Origin of the sequence: Halovulum dunhuangense (assembly GCF_013093415.1) — a bacterium.
GTDB lineage: Bacteria > Pseudomonadota > Alphaproteobacteria > Rhodobacterales > Rhodobacteraceae > Halovulum > Halovulum dunhuangense.
This window is the reverse complement of the sequence record NZ_JABFBC010000001.1, coordinates 737,984-754,435: the sequence shown is the minus strand read 5'-3', so window position 1 is coordinate 754,435 and position 16,452 is coordinate 737,984. Positions and strand designations below refer to the sequence as shown.

Sequence of the window (16,452 nt, the reverse complement as noted above, 5' to 3'; positions counted from 1 at the left end):
GATGCGCCCATCGCCCGACGGGCGCAAGGGCCGCGCTTGCAGGCGACGGGTGGCCATGCAAGATCGGGCGAATGATCCGTTTCAAGTCCCCCCGCCTGGCCGTCCGCGCCCTCATCCTCGAGGAAGGGCGGCTACTTCTGGTGAACGCCTATCCGGGCGAGCAGAGCGATCTCTGGTGCGCGCCGGGCGGAGGTGTAGAGCCGGGGACCAGCCTGCCCGAGAACCTTGCACGCGAGGTGCGCGAGGAAACCGGCCTCGGCATCGCGGTGGGCGGCCTTGCACTGGTCAACGAGTTTCACGACCCCCGGTCGGGCTTTCACCAGGTGGACCTGTTCTTTCGCGCCCGGATCGTCTCGGGGCGGATCGACCCGGCCTGGCGCGATCCCGAGAACGTGGTGACCCGTCGCCGCTTCTTTTCACCGGCCGAAATGGCGGCGCTGCGCTTCAAGCCGGACAGCCTGGCCACCGTAGCCTTCGGCCCCGAGGGGCCGGCCCATTACGACCCCATGGAGCCGATCGTAGGCTGACGCGTTAAGCCTGGCTTCATCGAAAGCGGCGAACATCTCCGGAGGGGCGTTTGTCGGCGGGGTCTTGAGATGCGATTGCACGGTCTGGCACTGGCGCTCTGCGCGGGTACCGCCCTTGCGCAGGAGGGGGGCGATCCGGTGCTACGGTTGTCGGATCCCGCGGCGCAAGTGCTTGTCGGCGCGGGCGGGGTTCTGTTCGATTTCCCTGCGGCGCGCGGCACCCACCGACCGACGCAGGGCGTCATGCTGCCGCTGGGGCTGGAGTTCGGGATATCACCCGTCGATATCGCGGCGCCCGGCCTTTGGGACAGGCACCTTGATCCTGGCCCGGACGACGATGCGCCAGCGGAACGCGGCGGTGCGGCGGGGATCCTGAGGGGGCTGGTCTTGGGGTTGAGCCTGTCTTTCTGACGCCCTGTCGCCCGTGCGGGGTCTTACGGACCCGGGCGGTGCAGCAGCGTATCCCGCGGCAGGGCAAAGGCCGCGAGTGTTCCGACACCGATCAGCGTGATCGCCATCACGAAGAGCCAGCCCAGCACCGGCACCGCCCAGGAAAGCGCCAGCAGAAGCGCGCCCATCGCGGCAATGCCCAACTTGCCAGGGAACCCCTGTGGCATCTCGCGGCCCGCGGCCTGCCATATGCCCGCCCCCAGCAGATAGGCGCCGAGAACATGACCGGCGTAGAGAACGGCCCAGGTGAGCACAAAGACGAAGGGAACCAGCAGGATCCCCAGCAGCGTGAAGGCCAGCACGATCACGCTTCCCGACAAGGCCGAGGTAACAAGGAAGCCCGACAGCAGCGCGCGGAAGGGGTGCGCAAGCGCGAGTCCGCGCCATTCGGCGACGCGCTCGGGGGCGGCGGCGATGACCAGCGCGGCGATCAGGCCCGTGACGAGCACCGCCATCAGCAGCCCGGCGACAATCTGCGGCGTGGACGGGACGGGCCTGCGCCAGTCGCCGTGGTCGCCGCGCTCGAACGCGTCGATCCGGTGCAGGGTAACGCGCTCTGCGGGGATGACCGCGCCGGGAACCGAGAAACTGTCGGGGTCCGGCACATAGAGATCGAGCCTGCCATCGATCCGCGCGCGTGGCCCGAAGGCGACCTCGCGGGCGGCGATGACCGCATCCCCGCCGATCGCAGCATCGAGGCTGACGAACTCCCCCGTCAGCAGGGCATAGCCTGCAACGGCGGCGCCGATATCGAGCGTGGAGCCGGCGGCCCGCAGATCGCCGCCGACGGGCGCGGCAAGATCGATCTGGTAGCCCGCAAGCATCGCATCGCCATCGACCTCGCCTGAAACGCCGATATCGAAGCCCAGCGCATGAAGATGCCCCGCCACCCGGTCCGCCACGCTGATCCGGCGGCCTGCAAGATAGGCGGTTCCGGTGATCGGTGCTGCCAGGCGGATGTTCTCTGCGGCAAGAAAGGCGTCCCCGATCGGGTCGCCCGCCGTCAGGGTGACACGGGCCCCTGCGGCATAGACATCGCCGCCGATCGCGAAGCGCCCGCCCATGGGCCGGTCGGCTTCATCGGCCGTGGCGACCGAAGCCGCGATCAGCATACAGAAGCAGCAGATCAGTTTCGAAACGGTTGGGATAGCCTGGCGGAGAACCACCTGCGCCTCCTGTCACGGTCTGACAGGGCGCAGGATAGGGGTTGGGTGCAGGCGATCCTTGATTTCGGTCAACCCCCTCAGGCCGAGATGGCGAGCGGCTGATGCATGTCCTGTACAGGGCGGGCAGGTTGCATCGCGCCAACGGCACCGTGGTTGAGGCAGACCCGGTTGCGGCCCTGCTGCTTTGCCGTGTAGGCGGCGTGATCGGCGGCGGTGACCAGGCTTGCCACGGACTGGGCGGCATCGGCGGCAACCGCGATGCCGACCGAAACGGTGACCTTGCGATCCTCGGCCCGCAGGGTGTCGGCCACCGACATGCGCAGCCTTTCGGCAACGGCGACCGAGGTTTCGGCGTCCGCGCCGGGAAGGAAGGCCACGAATTCCTCGCCGCCCATGCGGGCCAGCAGATCGTTCTTGCGCATGGCCTTGCGGGCCGTGATGGCGAATTCGACGAGCAGGCGGTCGCCCACATCGTGGCCATAGCTGTCGTTCACCTGCTTGAAATGGTCGATATCGATGAAAAGAACCGCGCCGCGCGCGAGTTCCGGCATGTGCCGGCGCAGGCCCGAGCGGTTCAGAAGCCCTGTCAGTGCGTCGGTATCGGCGCGGCGCGCCGCCTCTCCGAGCCTTTCGTCGATCCGCAGGGCCAGCCGGTTGACCCGTACCATCAGCTTGCCCACCACGTCGCGATACTCGGTCGGCAGCGGACGGATCTCTCCCTGCTCCTCGAGCGCGCGGAGCGATGTCTCGATCCGGAAAAGCGGCCGCAGCATGGCCAGAAGGCCAAGCAGCGTACCGACCGTTCCGCCAAGGGTCGCCAGCAGCAGCGGCAACACGATGTCCATGTTCGGAACCAGCGAGTCCCCGCGTCCAAGGATCAGGGCGACCATGGCCAGCAGCGGAACATGGGTTCCGATGAAGGCGATGAAGAAGATCTTTGCGGTGAAGGATCGCGGGAAGAGCCGTGACATGAAACGATAGGCGTCCATCGTGTACCTGCTTTCTCGAAGTGCAGGGGATGCTGTCACGCCGCGGGTAAAGAAGTCGTTAACACATGCGCCCGCCAAGGCGCACAAAGAAAAGGCCGCCCGAAGGCGGCCTTTCCGGAAATCGAAGCCTGTGGGCCGATTACATCATGCCGCCCATGCCGCCCATGTCGGGCATGCCGCCGCCGGAGGCACCCTTCGGCTCGGGCTTGTCGGCCACCATCGCCTCGGTGGTGATCAGCAGGCCGGCAACGGATGCGGCGTCTTCCAGCGCGGTGCGCACGACCTTGGCCGGGTCGATCACGCCGAACTTGAACATGTCGCCATATTCCTCGGTCTGGGCGTTGAAGCCGAAGGTCAGGTCGTCCGACTCGCGGATCTTGCCCGCGACAACCGCACCGTCCACACCGGCGTTGTCGGCGATCTGGCGCAGCGGCGCTTCAAGCGCGCGCCGTACGATCAGGATGCCGGCGGTCTGGTCGGAGTTGGCGCCGGTCAGGCCCTCGAGCTTCTTGGCCGCCTGCACCAGGGCCACGCCACCGCCCACGACGATGCCTTCCTGCACCGCGGCGCGGGTTGCGTTCAGCGCGTCGTCGACGCGGTCCTTGCGCTCCTTCACCTCGACTTCGGTCGCGCCGCCGACGCGGATGACGGCAACGCCGCCCGCCAGCTTGGCCAGACGCTCCTGCAGCTTCTCGCGGTCGTAGTCCGAGGTGGTCTCTTCGATCTGCGCGCGGATCTGGGCCACGCGGGCTTCGATCTCGGGCTTCTCGCCGGCACCGTCCACGATGGTGGTCTCGTCCTTGGTGATCGAGACGCGCTTGGCCTTGCCCAGCATGTCGAGCGTGACGTTCTCAAGCTTCATGCCCAGGTCTTCCGAGATCACCTGGCCGCCGGTCAGGATCGCGATGTCCTGCAGCATGGCCTTGCGGCGATCACCGAAGCCCGGCGCCTTGACGGCGGCGATCTTCAGGCCACCGCGCAGCTTGTTCACGACCAGGGTCGCGAGGGCTTCGCCATCCACGTCCTCGGCGATGATCAGCAGCGGCTTGCCCGACTGGATCACGGACTCGAGCAGCGGGACCATCGGCTGCAGCGACGAGAGCTTCTTCTCGTGCAGCAGGATGACGGCGTCGTCCAGCTCGGTGGTCATCTTGTCGGCATTGGTGATGAAGTAGGGCGACAGGTAGCCGCGGTCGAACTGCATCCCCTCGACCACGTCGGTCTCGGTGTCGAGGCCCTTGTTCTCCTCGACGGTGATGACGCCCTCGTTGCCCACCTTCTGCATCGCATCGGCGATCTGGCGGCCGATCTCGGCTTCGCCATTCGCAGAGATGGTGCCGACCTGCGCAACCTCGTCGGTGCCCGTAACGGGGCGCGACGCTGCCTTGATCGCCTCGACGGCCTTGTCCACGGCCAGATCGATGCCGCGCTTCAGGTCCATCGGGTTCATGCCGGCGGCAACCGACTTCATGCCTTCCTTGATGATGGCATGGGCCAGCACGGTCGCGGTGGTGGTGCCGTCACCCGCGGTGTCGTTGGTGCGGGAAGCCACTTCGCGCACCATCTGGGCGCCCATGTTCTCGAACTTGTCCTCAAGCTCGATTTCCTTGGCGACCGACACACCGTCCTTGGTGATGCGGGGCGCGCCGAAGCTCTTGTCGAGCACGACGTTGCGGCCTTTCGGGCCGAGGGTCACGCGAACCGCGTTCGCAAGCGTCTCGACGCCGCGCAGCATGCGGTCGCGGGCGTCCGTCTTGAACTTAACGTCCTTCGCAGCCATTGGGATTACTCCGTCTAGGGGTCAGTTTGCGTGAAGGAATGCGCGCGTCGCTCAGGCGAGAACGCCGAGGATGTCGCTTTCCTTCATGATGAGCAGTTCCTTGCCGTCGAGCTTGATCTCGGTGCCGGACCATTTGCCGAACAGGATGCGGTCGCCGACTTTCACGTCCATGGCGATGCGCTCACCGTCCTCGTCACGCGCACCGGCGCCAACGGCGATCACCTCGCCCTCGGCGGGCTTTTCCTTGGCGGTGTCGGGGATGATCAGACCGCCGGCGGTCTTTTCTTCGCCTTCGATGCGGCGGACCAGCACGCGGTCATGCAGAGGGGTGAAGTTCATGGATATCGCTCCTCTAGGCGTTCCAAACTTTAGGGTGGCCGGTCTTCCGTTAGCACTCGCCACCCTTGAGTGCTAACGATGCGGATTTATGCAGGGGCTCACCCCGTGTCAATACCGGCCCGCCGAAAGAACATCCGGGACCCCCGCCCGCGGAAGGATTTGCACGCAAGGTGGCGGGCGGATACGCAGGACGGGTTGCCGCCCCGAGGATCAAGGCCCGATGAACCAGACAATTCCCGCGCTCGACGCGATCTCCGACCGATACGACGTGCTGTTCTGCGATCTCTGGGGGTGCTTGCACAACGGGCGGGATGTCTTTCCCGATGCCGCCCGGGCGCTGATCCGGTTTCGCCAGGGGGGCGGGACGGTGATCCTGGTGACGAACTCCCCGCGCCCCCGCCCCGCGGTGCGCGCGCAGCTTGGCCAGCTGGGCGCTCCCGAGGAATGCTATGACGATATCGCCAGCTCGGGCGATGCGGCCCAGGCGGCGATGGCGGCCGGCCAGTTCGGGCGGCGGGTGTTCCATATCGGCCCGGAACGCGACCTCGTCTTTTTCGAGGACGAGAACGGCGGCCCCATCGACGTGACCCGGGTTCCCCTGGAAGAGGCCGAGGGCGTGATCTGCACGGGCCTGTTCGACGATCGCTCAGAGACGCCCGAGGATTACCGCCTGACCCTGATGCGGGCCAAGGCGCGCGGACTGAAACTGCTGTGCGCCAATCCCGATATCGTGGTGGACCTGGGGCACCAGCGGATCTACTGCGCCGGCGCGCTGGCGGCGCTCTACACAGAGCTTGGTGGCAAGTCCTACTACTTCGGCAAGCCCCATGCCCCGATCTATAACCTTGCCCGCACCCGAGCCGAGACGATCCGCGGCGCGCGGCTGCGCGAGGAGTCGATCCTGTGCGTGGGTGACGGAATCCACACCGACATCCTTGGCGGGATGGGCGAGGGATTCGACACGCTATTCGTGGCGGGCGGGCTGGCCGCGGAAGAAACCGGCATTAAGGATGGCCAGCCGGACCCCGAGAAGCTGAAGCGCTTCCTGGAGCGGGAGAAGCTTTCGCCCACGGCAACCATCGGATTTCTGCGGTAACGAAATGACCGCATGAAGCACTCTTTCGAAATTTAATTGCGCAATCATGTTGCGCGCGCAGGGCGACTCGGCTATCAGGGACCGGCGCGGACAGTGCCGCATGCCAAGTCTGGGGAGAAACGATGCTCGACCTGCATCTGCACAACCTGCCGACAGGAACGATCTGCATCGAGGATCTGGAGATCGGGATGACACGCTCGATCTCCAGGACTTTCGGCGACCGGGAAATCGAGCTGTTCGCCGATCTGTCTTGCGACCGTAACCCGGTGCACCTGGACGAGGAGTACGCGCAGGAGACGGTGTTCCAGGGGCGCGTGGCCCACGGAATGCTGACGGCCTCGCTGCTGTCGGCGGTGATCGGAGAGCAGTTGCCCGGCCACGGAACGGTCTATCTGGGCCAGAGCCTGAAATTCCTTGCCCCCGTTCGTCCGGGGGACCGGGTGACGGCGACCGTTTCGGTTCGGGAAATCGATTATCCCCGGCGCAGGGTGACGCTTGATTGTCTTTGTGCTGTGGGCGATACGTTGGTGCTCAAAGGGGAGGCGCTGGTTCTGGCGCCAAGCCGCAAGTTCGACTGATAGACGGGGCCGCACGAAGCCCCGCTGCAAGGGCCCATGCGACGCCACGCGCACTACCTGAACCTCGAACCGTCGGATCGCGGCGCCTGCGTGGCGATCGGCAATTTCGACGGCGTGCATCTGGGCCACCAGTCGGTGATAGGGCTTGCGCGGGCGGCGGCCGGCGCGTTGAACGCCCCGCTGGGTGTGGTCACCTTCGAGCCGCATCCGCGCAACCATTTTGCCCCCGACGCACCGCCCTTTCGGCTGATGAACGCCGAGGCACGCGCCCACAGGCTGGAAAAGCTGGGCGTGCAGCAACTCTACGAACTGCCTTTCGACGGCCGGATGGCGGCGATGACGGCGGATCATTTCGTGGCCGAGATCCTTGTCGCGGGACTGGGCGTCCGGCATGTCGTGGTGGGCGCCGATTTCCATTTCGGCCGCGGGCGACGGGGTGACGCCTATCTTCTGCAGGCGCTTGGCCGCAGTCACCGCTTCGAGGTGACGATCGCCCCGCTGGTCGGCAACGCGACCCAGGACTTTTCTTCCACCGCGATCCGCAAGGCGCTGACCGATGGAAGTCCCGAGGAAGCGGCGCGGATGCTGGGCCATTGGCACCGGATCGAGGGCCGCGTGGTCAAGGGCGACCAGCGCGGGCGCGATCTGGGGTTTCCGACGGCGAACATGGGCCTCGATGGGCTTCATCTGCCGCGCTTCGGCGTCTATGCCGTGACCGTCGAAGTGCTGGACGGCCCCCACAAAGGTCACTATCGCGGCGCGTCCAGCCTGGGCGAGCGGCCGACCTTTGGCGTGAATGCGCCCAACCTCGAAACCCATCTGCTGGATTTCGAGGGTGATCTCTACGGGGCCGAGCTGTCTGTCGCGCTTGTCGAGTTCCTGCGGCCAGAGCTGAAATTCGACGATGTGGACGCGCTGGTGCGCCAGATGCACCAGGACGTGACTGAGGCGCGGGCCGCCCTGGACAGGGCCGGGCTGTGACCGCCGATCCCATCGACCGAAGCGGCGTGCGGCCGCAATTCTGGGAACGCTTCACGATTCATGAGCTGACTTCCCGCGAGTGGGAGGCACTGTGCGACGGCTGTGGCAAATGCTGCCTGCGCAAGCTGGAATACGAGGACACGGGCGAGGTGGAATACACCAATGTCGCCTGCAAGCTTCTCGACCGCACCACCTGCCGCTGCACGAATTACGCACAGCGCCGGAAATTCGTGCCGGACTGCGTGGTGATCACGCCCGAAAGCCTGGAGCGCATCCTCTACTGGATGCCGTCGACCTGCGCCTATCGGCTGATGGCCGAGGGGCAGCCGCTGGCGGACTGGCACCCGCTGATCTCGGGCCGGGCGGAAAGCGTGCACGAGGCGGGCATCTCGCTTGCCGGGCACATGGTCTCCGAGGACAGCGTGGCCGAGGACGACCTGGACGATTACATCGTGGAAGGATTGCAGTGATGTGGTTTACATCCGACAACGCGGGCCCCGCGCATCCCAGCGTGCTGGACGCCGTGACCCGTGCGAGCACAGGCTACATGTCGTCCTATGGCAGCGATCCGATCATGGCGGATGTCCGCGCCCGCATGCGCGAGATCTTCGAGGCGCCCGAGGCGGAAATCTTCCTCGTCGCGACCGGGACGGCCGCCAATGTCCTTGCGCTCGCCTGCCTCTGCCCGCCCTGGGCGACGGTCTATTGCCACGAGGTCGCGCATATCGAGGAAGACGAATGCGGCGCGCCGGAGTTCTACACCGGTGGCGCGAAGCTGTCCCTGCTGCCCGGCCTCGACGGCAAGATCGACGCCGCCGCGCTGGCCGCGAAGATCGAGTCGACGCCGACCGATTTCGTCCACCATGTCGGGCGCGGTGCGCTGTCGCTGACGCAGGTGACAGAGCGCGGCGCCGTCTATTCGCTGGACGAGCTGCGCGCGCTTTGCGCCATAGCGAAATCCGGCGGCATCCCCGTTCACCTTGACGGTGCGCGCTTCGCCAATGCCCTGGTGAGCCTGGGTTGCAGCCCGGCCGAGATGACCTTGAAGGCCGGCGTGGACGCGGTCAGCTTCGGCGGCACCAAGAACGGGCTGATGGGCGTGGAGGCGGTCGTGCTGTTCGATCCCTCGAAGGCCTGGGAATTCGAGCGACGGCGCAAGCGCGGTGCGCATCTCTTTTCCAAGCACCGATACCTTTCGGCGCAGATGCAGGCCTATCTGGCGGACGACCTCTGGCTGACCATGGCGCGGGACGCCAATGCGCGGGCCCGGCGGCTGGCCGATGGCCTGCGCGACCTGCCCGAGGCGGATTTCCTGCACCCGGTGGATGCCAACATGCTGTTCGTGGCCCTGCCCCGGCGCATCCATGACGCGTTGCACGCAGCCGGCGCGCATTACTACTTCTGGCCCGGCGACCCCGCCCCCGAGGGGCCGGCGGACGAGATGCTCGCCTGCCGGCTGGTCTGCGGCTGGAGCACCACCGAGGCGGAGATCGACGCCTTCGTGGGTGTGGTGCGCGACGCGGCCTAGCCGTTCCGCTCTAGGTGCCGGTCGAGGTAGTCCAGACGGTCCTGGCCCCAGAAGACCTGGTGATCGACCACATAGCTCGGTGAGCCGAAGACGTTGCCGTTCAGCGCGTCCTGGGTGTTCTTCTCGTAGATCTCGACCGCGCTCAGCATGTCGCGGTCGGCAAGGCCGGGGTCGAAACCGGCCTCCGACAGGCATTCGCGGATGACGTGATCCTGCGCGATGTCCTTTTCCTCGGCCCATTCGGCCCGCAGCAGCGAATAGGCAAGCTTGCCCACATCGCCCCCCCCGGCCATCTGGGCCGAGATGATCGCGGTCGAGGCGGGCACCGGGTTCGTCGGCCAATGCGCCGGGTGCAGGTTGATCGGCAGCCCGACATGCGCTGCGATACGCCCGAGTTCCTGCAACCGGTATTCCTGCTTGGCCTTCGGGCGTTGGGGCAAGGGCACGAATCCGGTGTGCTTGCCCAGTTCGGCGATATTGAAAGGCTTGTACTCGATATCCACCCCATGCCGCGCGGCGATTTCCTCAAGCCGCAACCCGGCAAGGTAGGTGAACGGGGACAGGACGGTGAAATAATAGTCGATGCGCGCCATTCGGCCCTCCTTTGCGCTTTTGCAGCCATCTTGCCCTGCCCTGCGCACTTTGCAAGGCCGGGTCAGGATGCTAAGGCGGGCGCCAACTGGCCCTTCCTCACGAGTCCGTCATGAACAGCGCACATCCCAAGATCATTTCCGGCAACGCGAACCGCCCGCTGGCCGAAGCCATCGCCCGACGCATGAGCTTTCACCGCGGCGAGCGGGTCCGCCTCTGCGACGCGCGGGTGGAGCGGTTCAACGATGCCGAGATCTTCGTCGAGGTGTTCGAGAATGTGCGCGGCGAGGACATGTTCATCATCCAGTCCACGTCGAACCCGGCGAACGACAACCTGATGGAACTGCTGATCATGGCCGACGCGCTGCGCCGGTCTTCGGCCAACCGCATCACCGCGGTGATCCCCTATTTCGGCTACGCCCGGCAGGACCGCCGCACCAAGGCGCGGACGCCCATTTCCGCCAAGCTGGTCGCGAACCTGATCACCGAAGCCGGGGTCGAGCGCGTGCTGACCATGGACCTGCACGCGGCCCAGATCCAGGGTTTCTTCGACATCCCCGTGGACAACCTCTATGCCGCGCCGGTCTTCGCGCTGGATATCAAGCACCATTTCGACAACCTGTCCGACATCACCATCGTGTCGCCGGATGTGGGCGGCGTGGCCCGCGCGCGTGACCTGGCCGAACGGATCGGCGCCGACCTTGCCATCGTGGACAAGCGGCGCGCGGCACCGGGAGAGATCGCCTCGATGACGGTCATCGGCGACGTCAAGGACCGCATCTGCATCATCGTGGACGACATCTGCGACACGGCCGGCACGCTTTGCAAGGCGGCGGACCTGCTGAAATCGACCGGCGCGCGCGAGGTGCACGCCTATATCAGCCACGGCGTGATGAGCGGCCCGGCGGTCGAGCGGGTGGCCGCCTCGGTGATGAAATCGCTGGTGATCACCGACTCGATCCAGCCGACAACAGCGGTGCGCAACGCGCCCAACATCCGCATCATTCCGACCGCGCCGATCTTCGCGCAGGCGATCCAGAACATCGCGAACGGCACTTCGGTGTCGTCGCTGTTCAACGACGACACGCTTGCACCGATCTACGAGGTGGCCTATCCGGCAGCCTGAACGGAACAGCAGGAAGTGTTGCGAAAGGGCGCATCCACGAATGCGCCTTTTCCTTTTGCGGCCCTGCAAAAGAAAAAGGCGGCTCGAAAGCCGCCTTGCCGACAGAACGCCGTTCCGGGGTCGTCAGCCGATGACCTTCATCAGCTCGGTCACGTCATTCACGCGCATCCGCGCCGCGGCCTTGGCGCTTTCCTCGGCGATGTCGGCGGCCGCCTTGGCGTCGGCCAGCATCGACTCGAGCATTTCGCGCGTGGCTTCGGACTTCGGAACCGCGCGCTCTGCGAGGATCGACGCGCCGTCGGACGAGATTTCCGCGAAACCGCCGGTCACGACGAACTCGCCGGCAGCATCGCCACCGGACACGCTGACGATTCCCGGACGCAGGGTGGTCACGGTCGGGGCATGGGCGCCCATCACGGTCATGTCGCCATCAACGCCCGGAATGCGAACGCTGGAGACCTCGGCCGAGATCAGCTGACGCTCGGGGGTCACGATGTCGAGACGCATGTTCTGCTCCTCCTGAACCGGCCCATCGGGGCGCGGGGAATTCCGGGATCGGTATGCAGCCCCAGGGCTGCGAGCGGCTGCCCCCGGCGGGGACAGCCGCGCTAGTCGGATCAGGCCGCGTCAGCCGCCAGACGCTCGGCCTTGGCCACCACGTCGTCGATGCCGCCAACCATGTAGAAGGCCGCTTCAGGCAGGTGATCGTATTCGCCGTTCACCACCGCCTTGAACGAGCGGATGGTTTCCTCGATCGGCACCTGGACGCCCGGCGAGCCGGTGAAGACCTGCGCCACGTCGAAGGGCTGCGACAGGAAGCGCTGGATCTTGCGCGCGCGGGCAACGGTCAGCTTGTCGTCCTCGGACAGTTCGTCCATCCCGAGGATGGCGATGATGTCCTGGAGCGACTTGTAGCGCTGCAGGATCCCCTGCACGTCACGGGCGACCTGGTAATGCTCTTCGCCCACCACCTGCGGGTCGAGGATGCGCGAGGTCGAGTCGAGCGGGTCCACGGCCGGGTAGATGCCGAGTTCCGAGATCGCGCGCGAAAGCACGGTCGTGGCGTCGAGGTGCGCGAACGAGGTCGCCGGCGCCGGGTCGGTCAGGTCGTCCGCAGGCACATAGATCGCCTGCACCGAGGTGATCGAGCCCGACTTGGTCGAGGTGATCCGCTCCTGCAGGGCGCCCATGTCGGTCGCCAGCGTCGGCTGGTAGCCCACCGCCGAAGGAATACGACCCAGAAGCGCCGAAACCTCGGAACCCGCCTGGGTAAAGCGGAAGATGTTGTCGACGAAGAACAGCACGTCGGTCCCGGACTGGTCGCGGAACTGCTCGGCCATCGTCAGGCCGGTCAGCGCGACGCGGGCGCGGGCCCCCGGCGGCTCGTTCATCTGGCCGTAGACCAGCGCCACTTTCGACTTCGTCAGGTCGTCGGCGTTGATGACGCCCGACTCGATGAACTCGTGGTAAAGGTCGTTGCCCTCGCGGGTCCGCTCGCCCACGCCGGCGAACACGGAGTAGCCCGAGTGCACCTTGGCGATGTTGTTGATCAGTTCCTGGATGAGAACCGTCTTGCCCACGCCGGCGCCACCGAAGAGACCGATCTTGCCGCCCTTCGAGTAGGGGGCCAGCAGGTCGATGACCTTGATGCCGGTCACGAGGATTTCGGACTCGGTGGACTGTTCCGCGAACTCGGGGGCCGATGCGTGGATCGGGCGCCGCTCGGTCGCCTCGACCGGGCCCTTCTCGTCCACCGGCTCGCCGACCACGTTCATGATGCGGCCCAGCGTGCCATCACCGACGGGGACCATGATCGGGCCGCCGGTATCGGTCACTTTCGAGCCGCGCACCAGGCCTTCGGTCGCATCCATCGCGATGGCGCGGACGGTGTTCTCGCCCAGGTGCTGGGCAACCTCGAGCACGAGGCGGACGCCGTTGTTTTCGGTTTCCAGAGCGTTCAGGATCTCGGGCAGCTGGTCGTCGAACTGGACGTCCACGACCGCGCCGATCACCTGGGTGATTTTGCCTACAGCGTTTGCCATTATTGGTTCTCCGTCCCGTTAGAGCGCCTCGGCGCCCGCGATGATCTCGATAAGCTCGGTGGTGATCGCCGCCTGGCGCGAGCGGTTGTACTGGATGGTCAGGCGGTCGATCATGTCGCCCGCGTTCCGCGTCGCGTTGTCCATCGCGCTCATCCGCGCGCCCTGTTCGGAGGCGGCGTTCTCGAGCAGCGCGGTGAAGATCTGCGTCGCGACCGAACGCGGCAGCAGATCCGCAAGGATCGCCTCTTCGTCCGGCTCGTAATCATAGACGGTGCCACCCGTGCCTTCGGTCTCGTCGAAGGTGGCGGGGATCAGCTGCACCGCGGTCGGGATCTGGGCGATGACCGACTTGAAGGTGTTGAAATAGATCTTGCAGACGTCGAAGTCGCCCGCGTTGAAACGCTGGAGGACATCGGTCGCGATCGCGTGCGCGTTCGCGTAGCCGACCTGCTTGACATCGGACAGATCGACATGGCCGACCAGATGCTGCGCCATGTCGCGGCGCAGCTGCTCGCGGCCCTTCTTGCCGACGGTCAGGATCTTGACCGTCTTGCCCTGGGCCAGAAGCGCACGCGCCTCCTGCCGGGCCAGCTTGACGATCGAGGAGTTGAAGCCGCCGCACAGGCCGCGCTCGGCGGTGGCGACGACCAGCAGATAGGTCTTGTCCTGACCGGTCCCGGCCAGAAGCTTCGGTGCGGAGGGGCTGCTCTTCGCCCCTCGCGCCAGGTTCGACAGCACCGCGTTCATCCGCTCGGCATAGGGCCGTGCGGCCTGGGCGGATTCCTCCGCCCGGCGCAGCTTTGCCGCGGCGACCATCTGCATCGCCTTGGTGATCTTTCGCGTGGACTTCACGCTTCCGATCCGGATTTTCAGGTCCTTGAGACTTGGCATCGGCCAGACTCTCCTTCCCTAAGAGGCTTGCGGATCAGGCGAAATCTTTCGCAAAAGCGTCGAGCGCCGCCTTGATCGCCTCTTCGAGATCACCCGAAACCTTGCGGTCGTTGTTGGTGATGTCGTCCAGAAGATCCTTGCAGTTCGTGCGCAGGTGGTTGAGCAGGCCCTTCTCGAAGCGGCTGACGGCGTTAACCGGCATCTTGTCGAGATAGCCCTTGGTCCCCGCATAGATCACGATGACCTGCTCGGCGTTGGTCAGCGGCGCGTATTGCGGCTGCTTCAGCAGCTCGGTCAGGCGCGCACCGCGGTTCAGCAGGCGCTGGGTCGCGGCGTCGAGGTCCGAGCCGAACTGCGCGAAGGCCGCCATCTCGCGGTACTGCGCCAGTTCCAGCTTGATCGAGCCGGCAACCGACTTCATCGCCTTGGTCTGCGCCGAGGAGCCCACGCGCGAAACCGACAGACCGGTGTTCACGGCGGGGCGGATGCCCTGGTAGAACAGTTCGGTTTCCAGGAAGATCTGGCCGTCGGTGATCGAGATCACGTTGGTCGGGATGTAGGCGGACACGTCGCCCGCCTGCGTCTCGATGATCGGAAGCGCGGTCAGCGAGCCCGAGCCGTTGTCCTCGTTCAGCTTGGCCGACCGCTCCAGCAGGCGCGAGTGAAGGTAGAACACGTCGCCCGGATAGGCTTCGCGGCCCGGCGGACGGCGCAGCAGCAGCGACATCTGGCGGTAGGCCACGGCCTGCTTGGACAGGTCGTCATAAATCGCCAGCGCGTGCATGCCGTTGTCGCGGAAATACTCGGCCATCGCGGTCGCGGAATAGGGCGCGAGGTACTGCATCGGCGCCGGCTCGGATGCGGTGGCGGCCACGACGATGGAGTATTCCATCGCACCGGTTTCCTCGAGCTTCTTGACCAGCTGCGCCACGGTCGAGCGCTTCTGGCCAATCGCGACGTAGACGCAGTAGAGCTTCTTGCTTTCGTCGTCGGACGCGTTCACCGATTTCTGGTTCAGCACGGCGTCGAGAGCAACGGCCGACTTGCCGGTCTGACGGTCGCCGATGATCAGTTCGCGCTGGCCACGGCCGATCGGGATAAGCGCGTCGATCGCCTTCAGGCCGGTCGCCATCGGCTCGTGCACCGACTTGCGGGGGATGATGCCGGGCGCCTTCACGTCAGCGACGCGGCGCTCGGTCGCCTCGATCGGGCCCTTGCCGTCGATCGGGTTGCCCAGCGCGTCCACGACACGGCCCAGCAGCCCCTTGCCGACGGGCACGTCCACGATGGAGTTCGTGCGCTTGACGACATCGCCTTCGCCGATCTCGCGGTCCGAGCCGAAGATCACGATGCCGACGTTGTCGACTTCCAGGTTCAGCGCCATCCCGCGGATGCCGCCGGGGAACTCGACCATCTCGCCGGCCTGGATGTTGTCCAGGCCGAAGACGCGGGCGATACCGTCGCCCACGCTCAGCACGCGGCCAACTTCGGCGACCTCTGCTTCCTGGCCGAAATTCTTGATCTGCTCCTTGAGGATCGCAGAAATCTCTGCAGCTTGGATCGCCATTTATCCGACCTCTTTCATCGCGTTTTGCAGTTTCGACAGCTTCGCCCGGATCGACGTGTCGATCATGCGCGAGCCCAATTTGACGACAAGACCGCCGATGAGGCTTTCATCGACGGTCGTCTTGATCACGACATCCTTGCCCACCGCCTCGCGCAGGGCCTCGGCAAGCGCGGCCGCCTGCGCCTCGGTCAGGGCCTTGGCGGCCTTCACCTCGGCGGTGACTTCCCCGCGCTCTTGCGCGATGAGCCCCTTCACGCCGGCAATGGTCTGCGGCAGCGCGAAAAGGCGGCGCTTGGCGGCCATCAGCGACACGGTGTTGGCGACCAGATCGCCAAGACCCATCTTCGCAGCGACGGCGCGCATGGCCTGCGCCTGCTGTTCCCGGCTGTAGATCGGCGAGGAGATCAGCGCCCGCAGGTCGTCGCTTTCGGCAAGCGCAGCCTCGAGTGCGTTCAGATCCGCCTCGACGGCATCGATGCTGCCGGCCTCCCTGGCCAGTTCAAACAGGGCGGTCGCGTAACGCCCTGATATGCCCGAAGTGAAAGAAGCTGTGTCAGACACGACCACCCCGTCTAAATCATGGAGCCGGCTCGGGACCGATCGAGTCCCGTCCGGCTGCGTGCAGGGTTGCTGGAACCCCGGCGAAATCGGCGCGGTGATAGCAGAGCGTTCCCGATGTGGCAAGGGAACAGGGGGCGGTGCAGCAAAGTCCGGAGCCCAACGAAAAAAGGCCGCACGCAAGGATTTGTGAAGGGCTGCGACGCTTTGCGCACCGTGCTGCGCAAAAGCGGGGGGTACGAT

18 protein-coding genes are annotated in these 16,452 nt (G+C 65.9%); 8 read left to right on the top strand and 10 right to left on the bottom strand.

Going from position 1 to position 16,452, the window contains the following annotated elements; translation table 11 throughout:
• Positions 1-71: 71 nt before the first annotated feature.
• The gene (locus HMH01_RS03665; protein WP_171322595.1) at positions 72-527 is read left to right on the top strand and encodes an NUDIX domain-containing protein; all 456 of its coding nucleotides are present in this window, start codon (positions 72-74) and stop codon (positions 525-527) included.
• 69 nt (positions 528-596) lie between these two features.
• Positions 597-938, top strand: a complete 342-nt coding sequence (locus HMH01_RS03660) for a hypothetical protein (protein ID WP_171322593.1) — start codon at positions 597-599, stop codon at positions 936-938.
• Between the two features lie 23 nt (positions 939-961).
• Here the strand turns inward: HMH01_RS03660 and HMH01_RS03655 are convergent, their stop codons facing one another.
• From HMH01_RS03655 to groES, 4 genes are all read right to left on the bottom strand, one after another.
• A complete protein-coding gene (locus tag HMH01_RS03655) occupies positions 962-2,089 on the bottom strand; it encodes a DUF8173 domain-containing protein (protein WP_171322591.1) in 1,128 nt (375 codons plus the stop codon).
• Positions 2,090-2,220: 131 nt separating this feature from the next.
• Positions 2,221-3,132, bottom strand: a complete 912-nt coding sequence (locus tag HMH01_RS03650) for a GGDEF domain-containing protein (RefSeq protein ID WP_171322589.1) — start codon at positions 3,130-3,132, stop codon at positions 2,221-2,223.
• Between the two features lie 139 nt (positions 3,133-3,271).
• Entirely contained in the window at positions 3,272-4,912 is a 1,641-nt protein-coding gene (groL, locus tag HMH01_RS03645) for a chaperonin GroEL (RefSeq protein ID WP_171322587.1), read from the bottom strand.
• Between the two features lie 51 nt (positions 4,913-4,963).
• Complete coding sequence (gene groES / locus HMH01_RS03640; protein ID WP_171322585.1) at positions 4,964-5,251, bottom strand: co-chaperone GroES; 288 nt, start codon at positions 5,249-5,251, stop codon at positions 4,964-4,966.
• Between the two features lie 220 nt (positions 5,252-5,471).
• Between groES and HMH01_RS03635 the strand changes: the two genes are divergently transcribed.
• The 5 genes from HMH01_RS03635 (at position 5,472) to HMH01_RS03615 (ending at position 9,434) form a co-directional block, all read left to right on the top strand.
• Positions 5,472-6,347: a TIGR01459 family HAD-type hydrolase gene (locus tag HMH01_RS03635; protein WP_171322583.1), complete on the top strand. Its 876-nt coding sequence runs from the start codon at positions 5,472-5,474 to the stop codon at positions 6,345-6,347.
• A 122-nt stretch (positions 6,348-6,469) separates the two neighbouring features.
• Positions 6,470-6,925 carry a MaoC family dehydratase gene (locus HMH01_RS03630; protein ID WP_171322581.1) on the top strand — a complete coding sequence of 152 codons (456 nt, stop codon included), beginning with the start codon at positions 6,470-6,472 and terminating at the stop codon, positions 6,923-6,925.
• Between the two features lie 36 nt (positions 6,926-6,961).
• Positions 6,962-7,906, top strand: coding sequence for a bifunctional riboflavin kinase/FAD synthetase (locus tag HMH01_RS03625; RefSeq protein WP_171322579.1), 945 nt, complete (start codon positions 6,962-6,964; stop codon positions 7,904-7,906).
• A complete protein-coding gene (locus HMH01_RS03620; RefSeq protein ID WP_171322577.1) occupies positions 7,903-8,376 on the top strand; it encodes a YcgN family cysteine cluster protein in 474 nt (157 codons plus the stop codon). The genes HMH01_RS03625 and HMH01_RS03620 overlap by 4 nt, the downstream gene beginning before the upstream one ends.
• Positions 8,376-9,434, top strand: a complete 1,059-nt coding sequence (locus tag HMH01_RS03615; RefSeq protein WP_171322575.1) for a threonine aldolase family protein — start codon at positions 8,376-8,378, stop codon at positions 9,432-9,434. Before HMH01_RS03620 ends, HMH01_RS03615 begins: the two co-directional genes overlap by 1 nt.
• Here HMH01_RS03615 and HMH01_RS03610 read toward each other — a convergent pair.
• Positions 9,431-10,027, bottom strand: a complete 597-nt coding sequence (locus HMH01_RS03610; protein ID WP_171322573.1) for a 2-hydroxychromene-2-carboxylate isomerase — start codon at positions 10,025-10,027, stop codon at positions 9,431-9,433. The two genes, HMH01_RS03615 and HMH01_RS03610, sit on opposite strands and share 4 nt — an antisense overlap.
• 110 nt (positions 10,028-10,137) lie before the next feature.
• Between HMH01_RS03610 and HMH01_RS03605 the strand changes: the two genes are divergently transcribed.
• Positions 10,138-11,151, top strand: coding sequence for a ribose-phosphate pyrophosphokinase (locus HMH01_RS03605; RefSeq protein ID WP_171322571.1), 1,014 nt, complete (start codon positions 10,138-10,140; stop codon positions 11,149-11,151).
• Between the two features lie 123 nt (positions 11,152-11,274).
• Here HMH01_RS03605 and atpC read toward each other — a convergent pair whose 3' ends face one another.
• The 5 genes from atpC to HMH01_RS03580 all read right to left on the bottom strand — a co-directional run bounded on the left by atpC (position 11,275) and on the right by HMH01_RS03580 (position 16,212).
• Entirely contained in the window at positions 11,275-11,658 is a 384-nt protein-coding gene (gene atpC, locus HMH01_RS03600) for an ATP synthase F1 subunit epsilon (RefSeq protein ID WP_171322569.1), read from the bottom strand.
• 110 nt (positions 11,659-11,768) lie between these two features.
• Positions 11,769-13,193 (bottom strand): F0F1 ATP synthase subunit beta, encoded by a 1,425-nt coding sequence (atpD, locus tag HMH01_RS03595; RefSeq protein ID WP_171322567.1) that lies wholly within the window; start codon positions 13,191-13,193, stop codon positions 11,769-11,771.
• 18 nt (positions 13,194-13,211) lie between these two features.
• On the bottom strand, positions 13,212-14,084 hold the full coding sequence (locus HMH01_RS03590) for a F0F1 ATP synthase subunit gamma (protein ID WP_171322565.1): 873 nt from the start codon (positions 14,082-14,084) through the stop codon (positions 13,212-13,214).
• A 34-nt stretch (positions 14,085-14,118) separates the two neighbouring features.
• Positions 14,119-15,651, bottom strand: coding sequence for a F0F1 ATP synthase subunit alpha (gene atpA / locus HMH01_RS03585; protein WP_171322563.1), 1,533 nt, complete (start codon positions 15,649-15,651; stop codon positions 14,119-14,121).
• The gene (locus tag HMH01_RS03580) at positions 15,652-16,212 is read right to left on the bottom strand and encodes a F0F1 ATP synthase subunit delta (protein ID WP_171325194.1); all 561 of its coding nucleotides are present in this window, start codon (positions 16,210-16,212) and stop codon (positions 15,652-15,654) included.
• Positions 16,213-16,452: the final 240 nt, after the last annotated feature.

Bases quoted from the DNA above. Each gene is read 5' to 3' on its own strand.
- HMH01_RS03590 (WP_171322565.1), bottom strand. From the start codon at position 14,084: ATGCCAAGTCTCAAGGACCTGAAAATCCGGATCGGAAGCGTGAAGTCC.
- atpD (WP_171322567.1), bottom strand. From the start codon at position 13,193: ATGGCAAACGCTGTAGGCAAAATCACCCAGGTGATCGGCGCGGTCGTG.
- HMH01_RS03625 (WP_171322579.1), top strand. From the start codon at position 6,962: ATGCGACGCCACGCGCACTACCTGAACCTCGAACCGTCGGATCGCGGC.
- groES (WP_171322585.1), bottom strand. From the start codon at position 5,251: ATGAACTTCACCCCTCTGCATGACCGCGTGCTGGTCCGCCGCATCGAA.
- HMH01_RS03630 (WP_171322581.1), top strand. From the start codon at position 6,470: ATGCTCGACCTGCATCTGCACAACCTGCCGACAGGAACGATCTGCATC.
- HMH01_RS03660 (WP_171322593.1), top strand. From the start codon at position 597: ATGCGATTGCACGGTCTGGCACTGGCGCTCTGCGCGGGTACCGCCCTT.
- HMH01_RS03605 (WP_171322571.1), top strand. From the start codon at position 10,138: ATGAACAGCGCACATCCCAAGATCATTTCCGGCAACGCGAACCGCCCG.
- HMH01_RS03635 (WP_171322583.1), top strand. From the start codon at position 5,472: ATGAACCAGACAATTCCCGCGCTCGACGCGATCTCCGACCGATACGAC.
- HMH01_RS03650 (WP_171322589.1), bottom strand. From the start codon at position 3,132: ATGGACGCCTATCGTTTCATGTCACGGCTCTTCCCGCGATCCTTCACC.
- HMH01_RS03665 (WP_171322595.1), top strand. From the start codon at position 72: ATGATCCGTTTCAAGTCCCCCCGCCTGGCCGTCCGCGCCCTCATCCTC.
- atpA (WP_171322563.1), bottom strand. From the start codon at position 15,651: ATGGCGATCCAAGCTGCAGAGATTTCTGCGATCCTCAAGGAGCAGATC.
- groL (WP_171322587.1), bottom strand. From the start codon at position 4,912: ATGGCTGCGAAGGACGTTAAGTTCAAGACGGACGCCCGCGACCGCATG.
- HMH01_RS03610 (WP_171322573.1), bottom strand. From the start codon at position 10,027: ATGGCGCGCATCGACTATTATTTCACCGTCCTGTCCCCGTTCACCTAC.
- HMH01_RS03615 (WP_171322575.1), top strand. From the start codon at position 8,376: ATGTGGTTTACATCCGACAACGCGGGCCCCGCGCATCCCAGCGTGCTG.
- HMH01_RS03655 (WP_171322591.1), bottom strand. From the start codon at position 2,089: ATGCTGATCGCGGCTTCGGTCGCCACGGCCGATGAAGCCGACCGGCCC.
- atpC (WP_171322569.1), bottom strand. From the start codon at position 11,658: ATGCGTCTCGACATCGTGACCCCCGAGCGTCAGCTGATCTCGGCCGAG.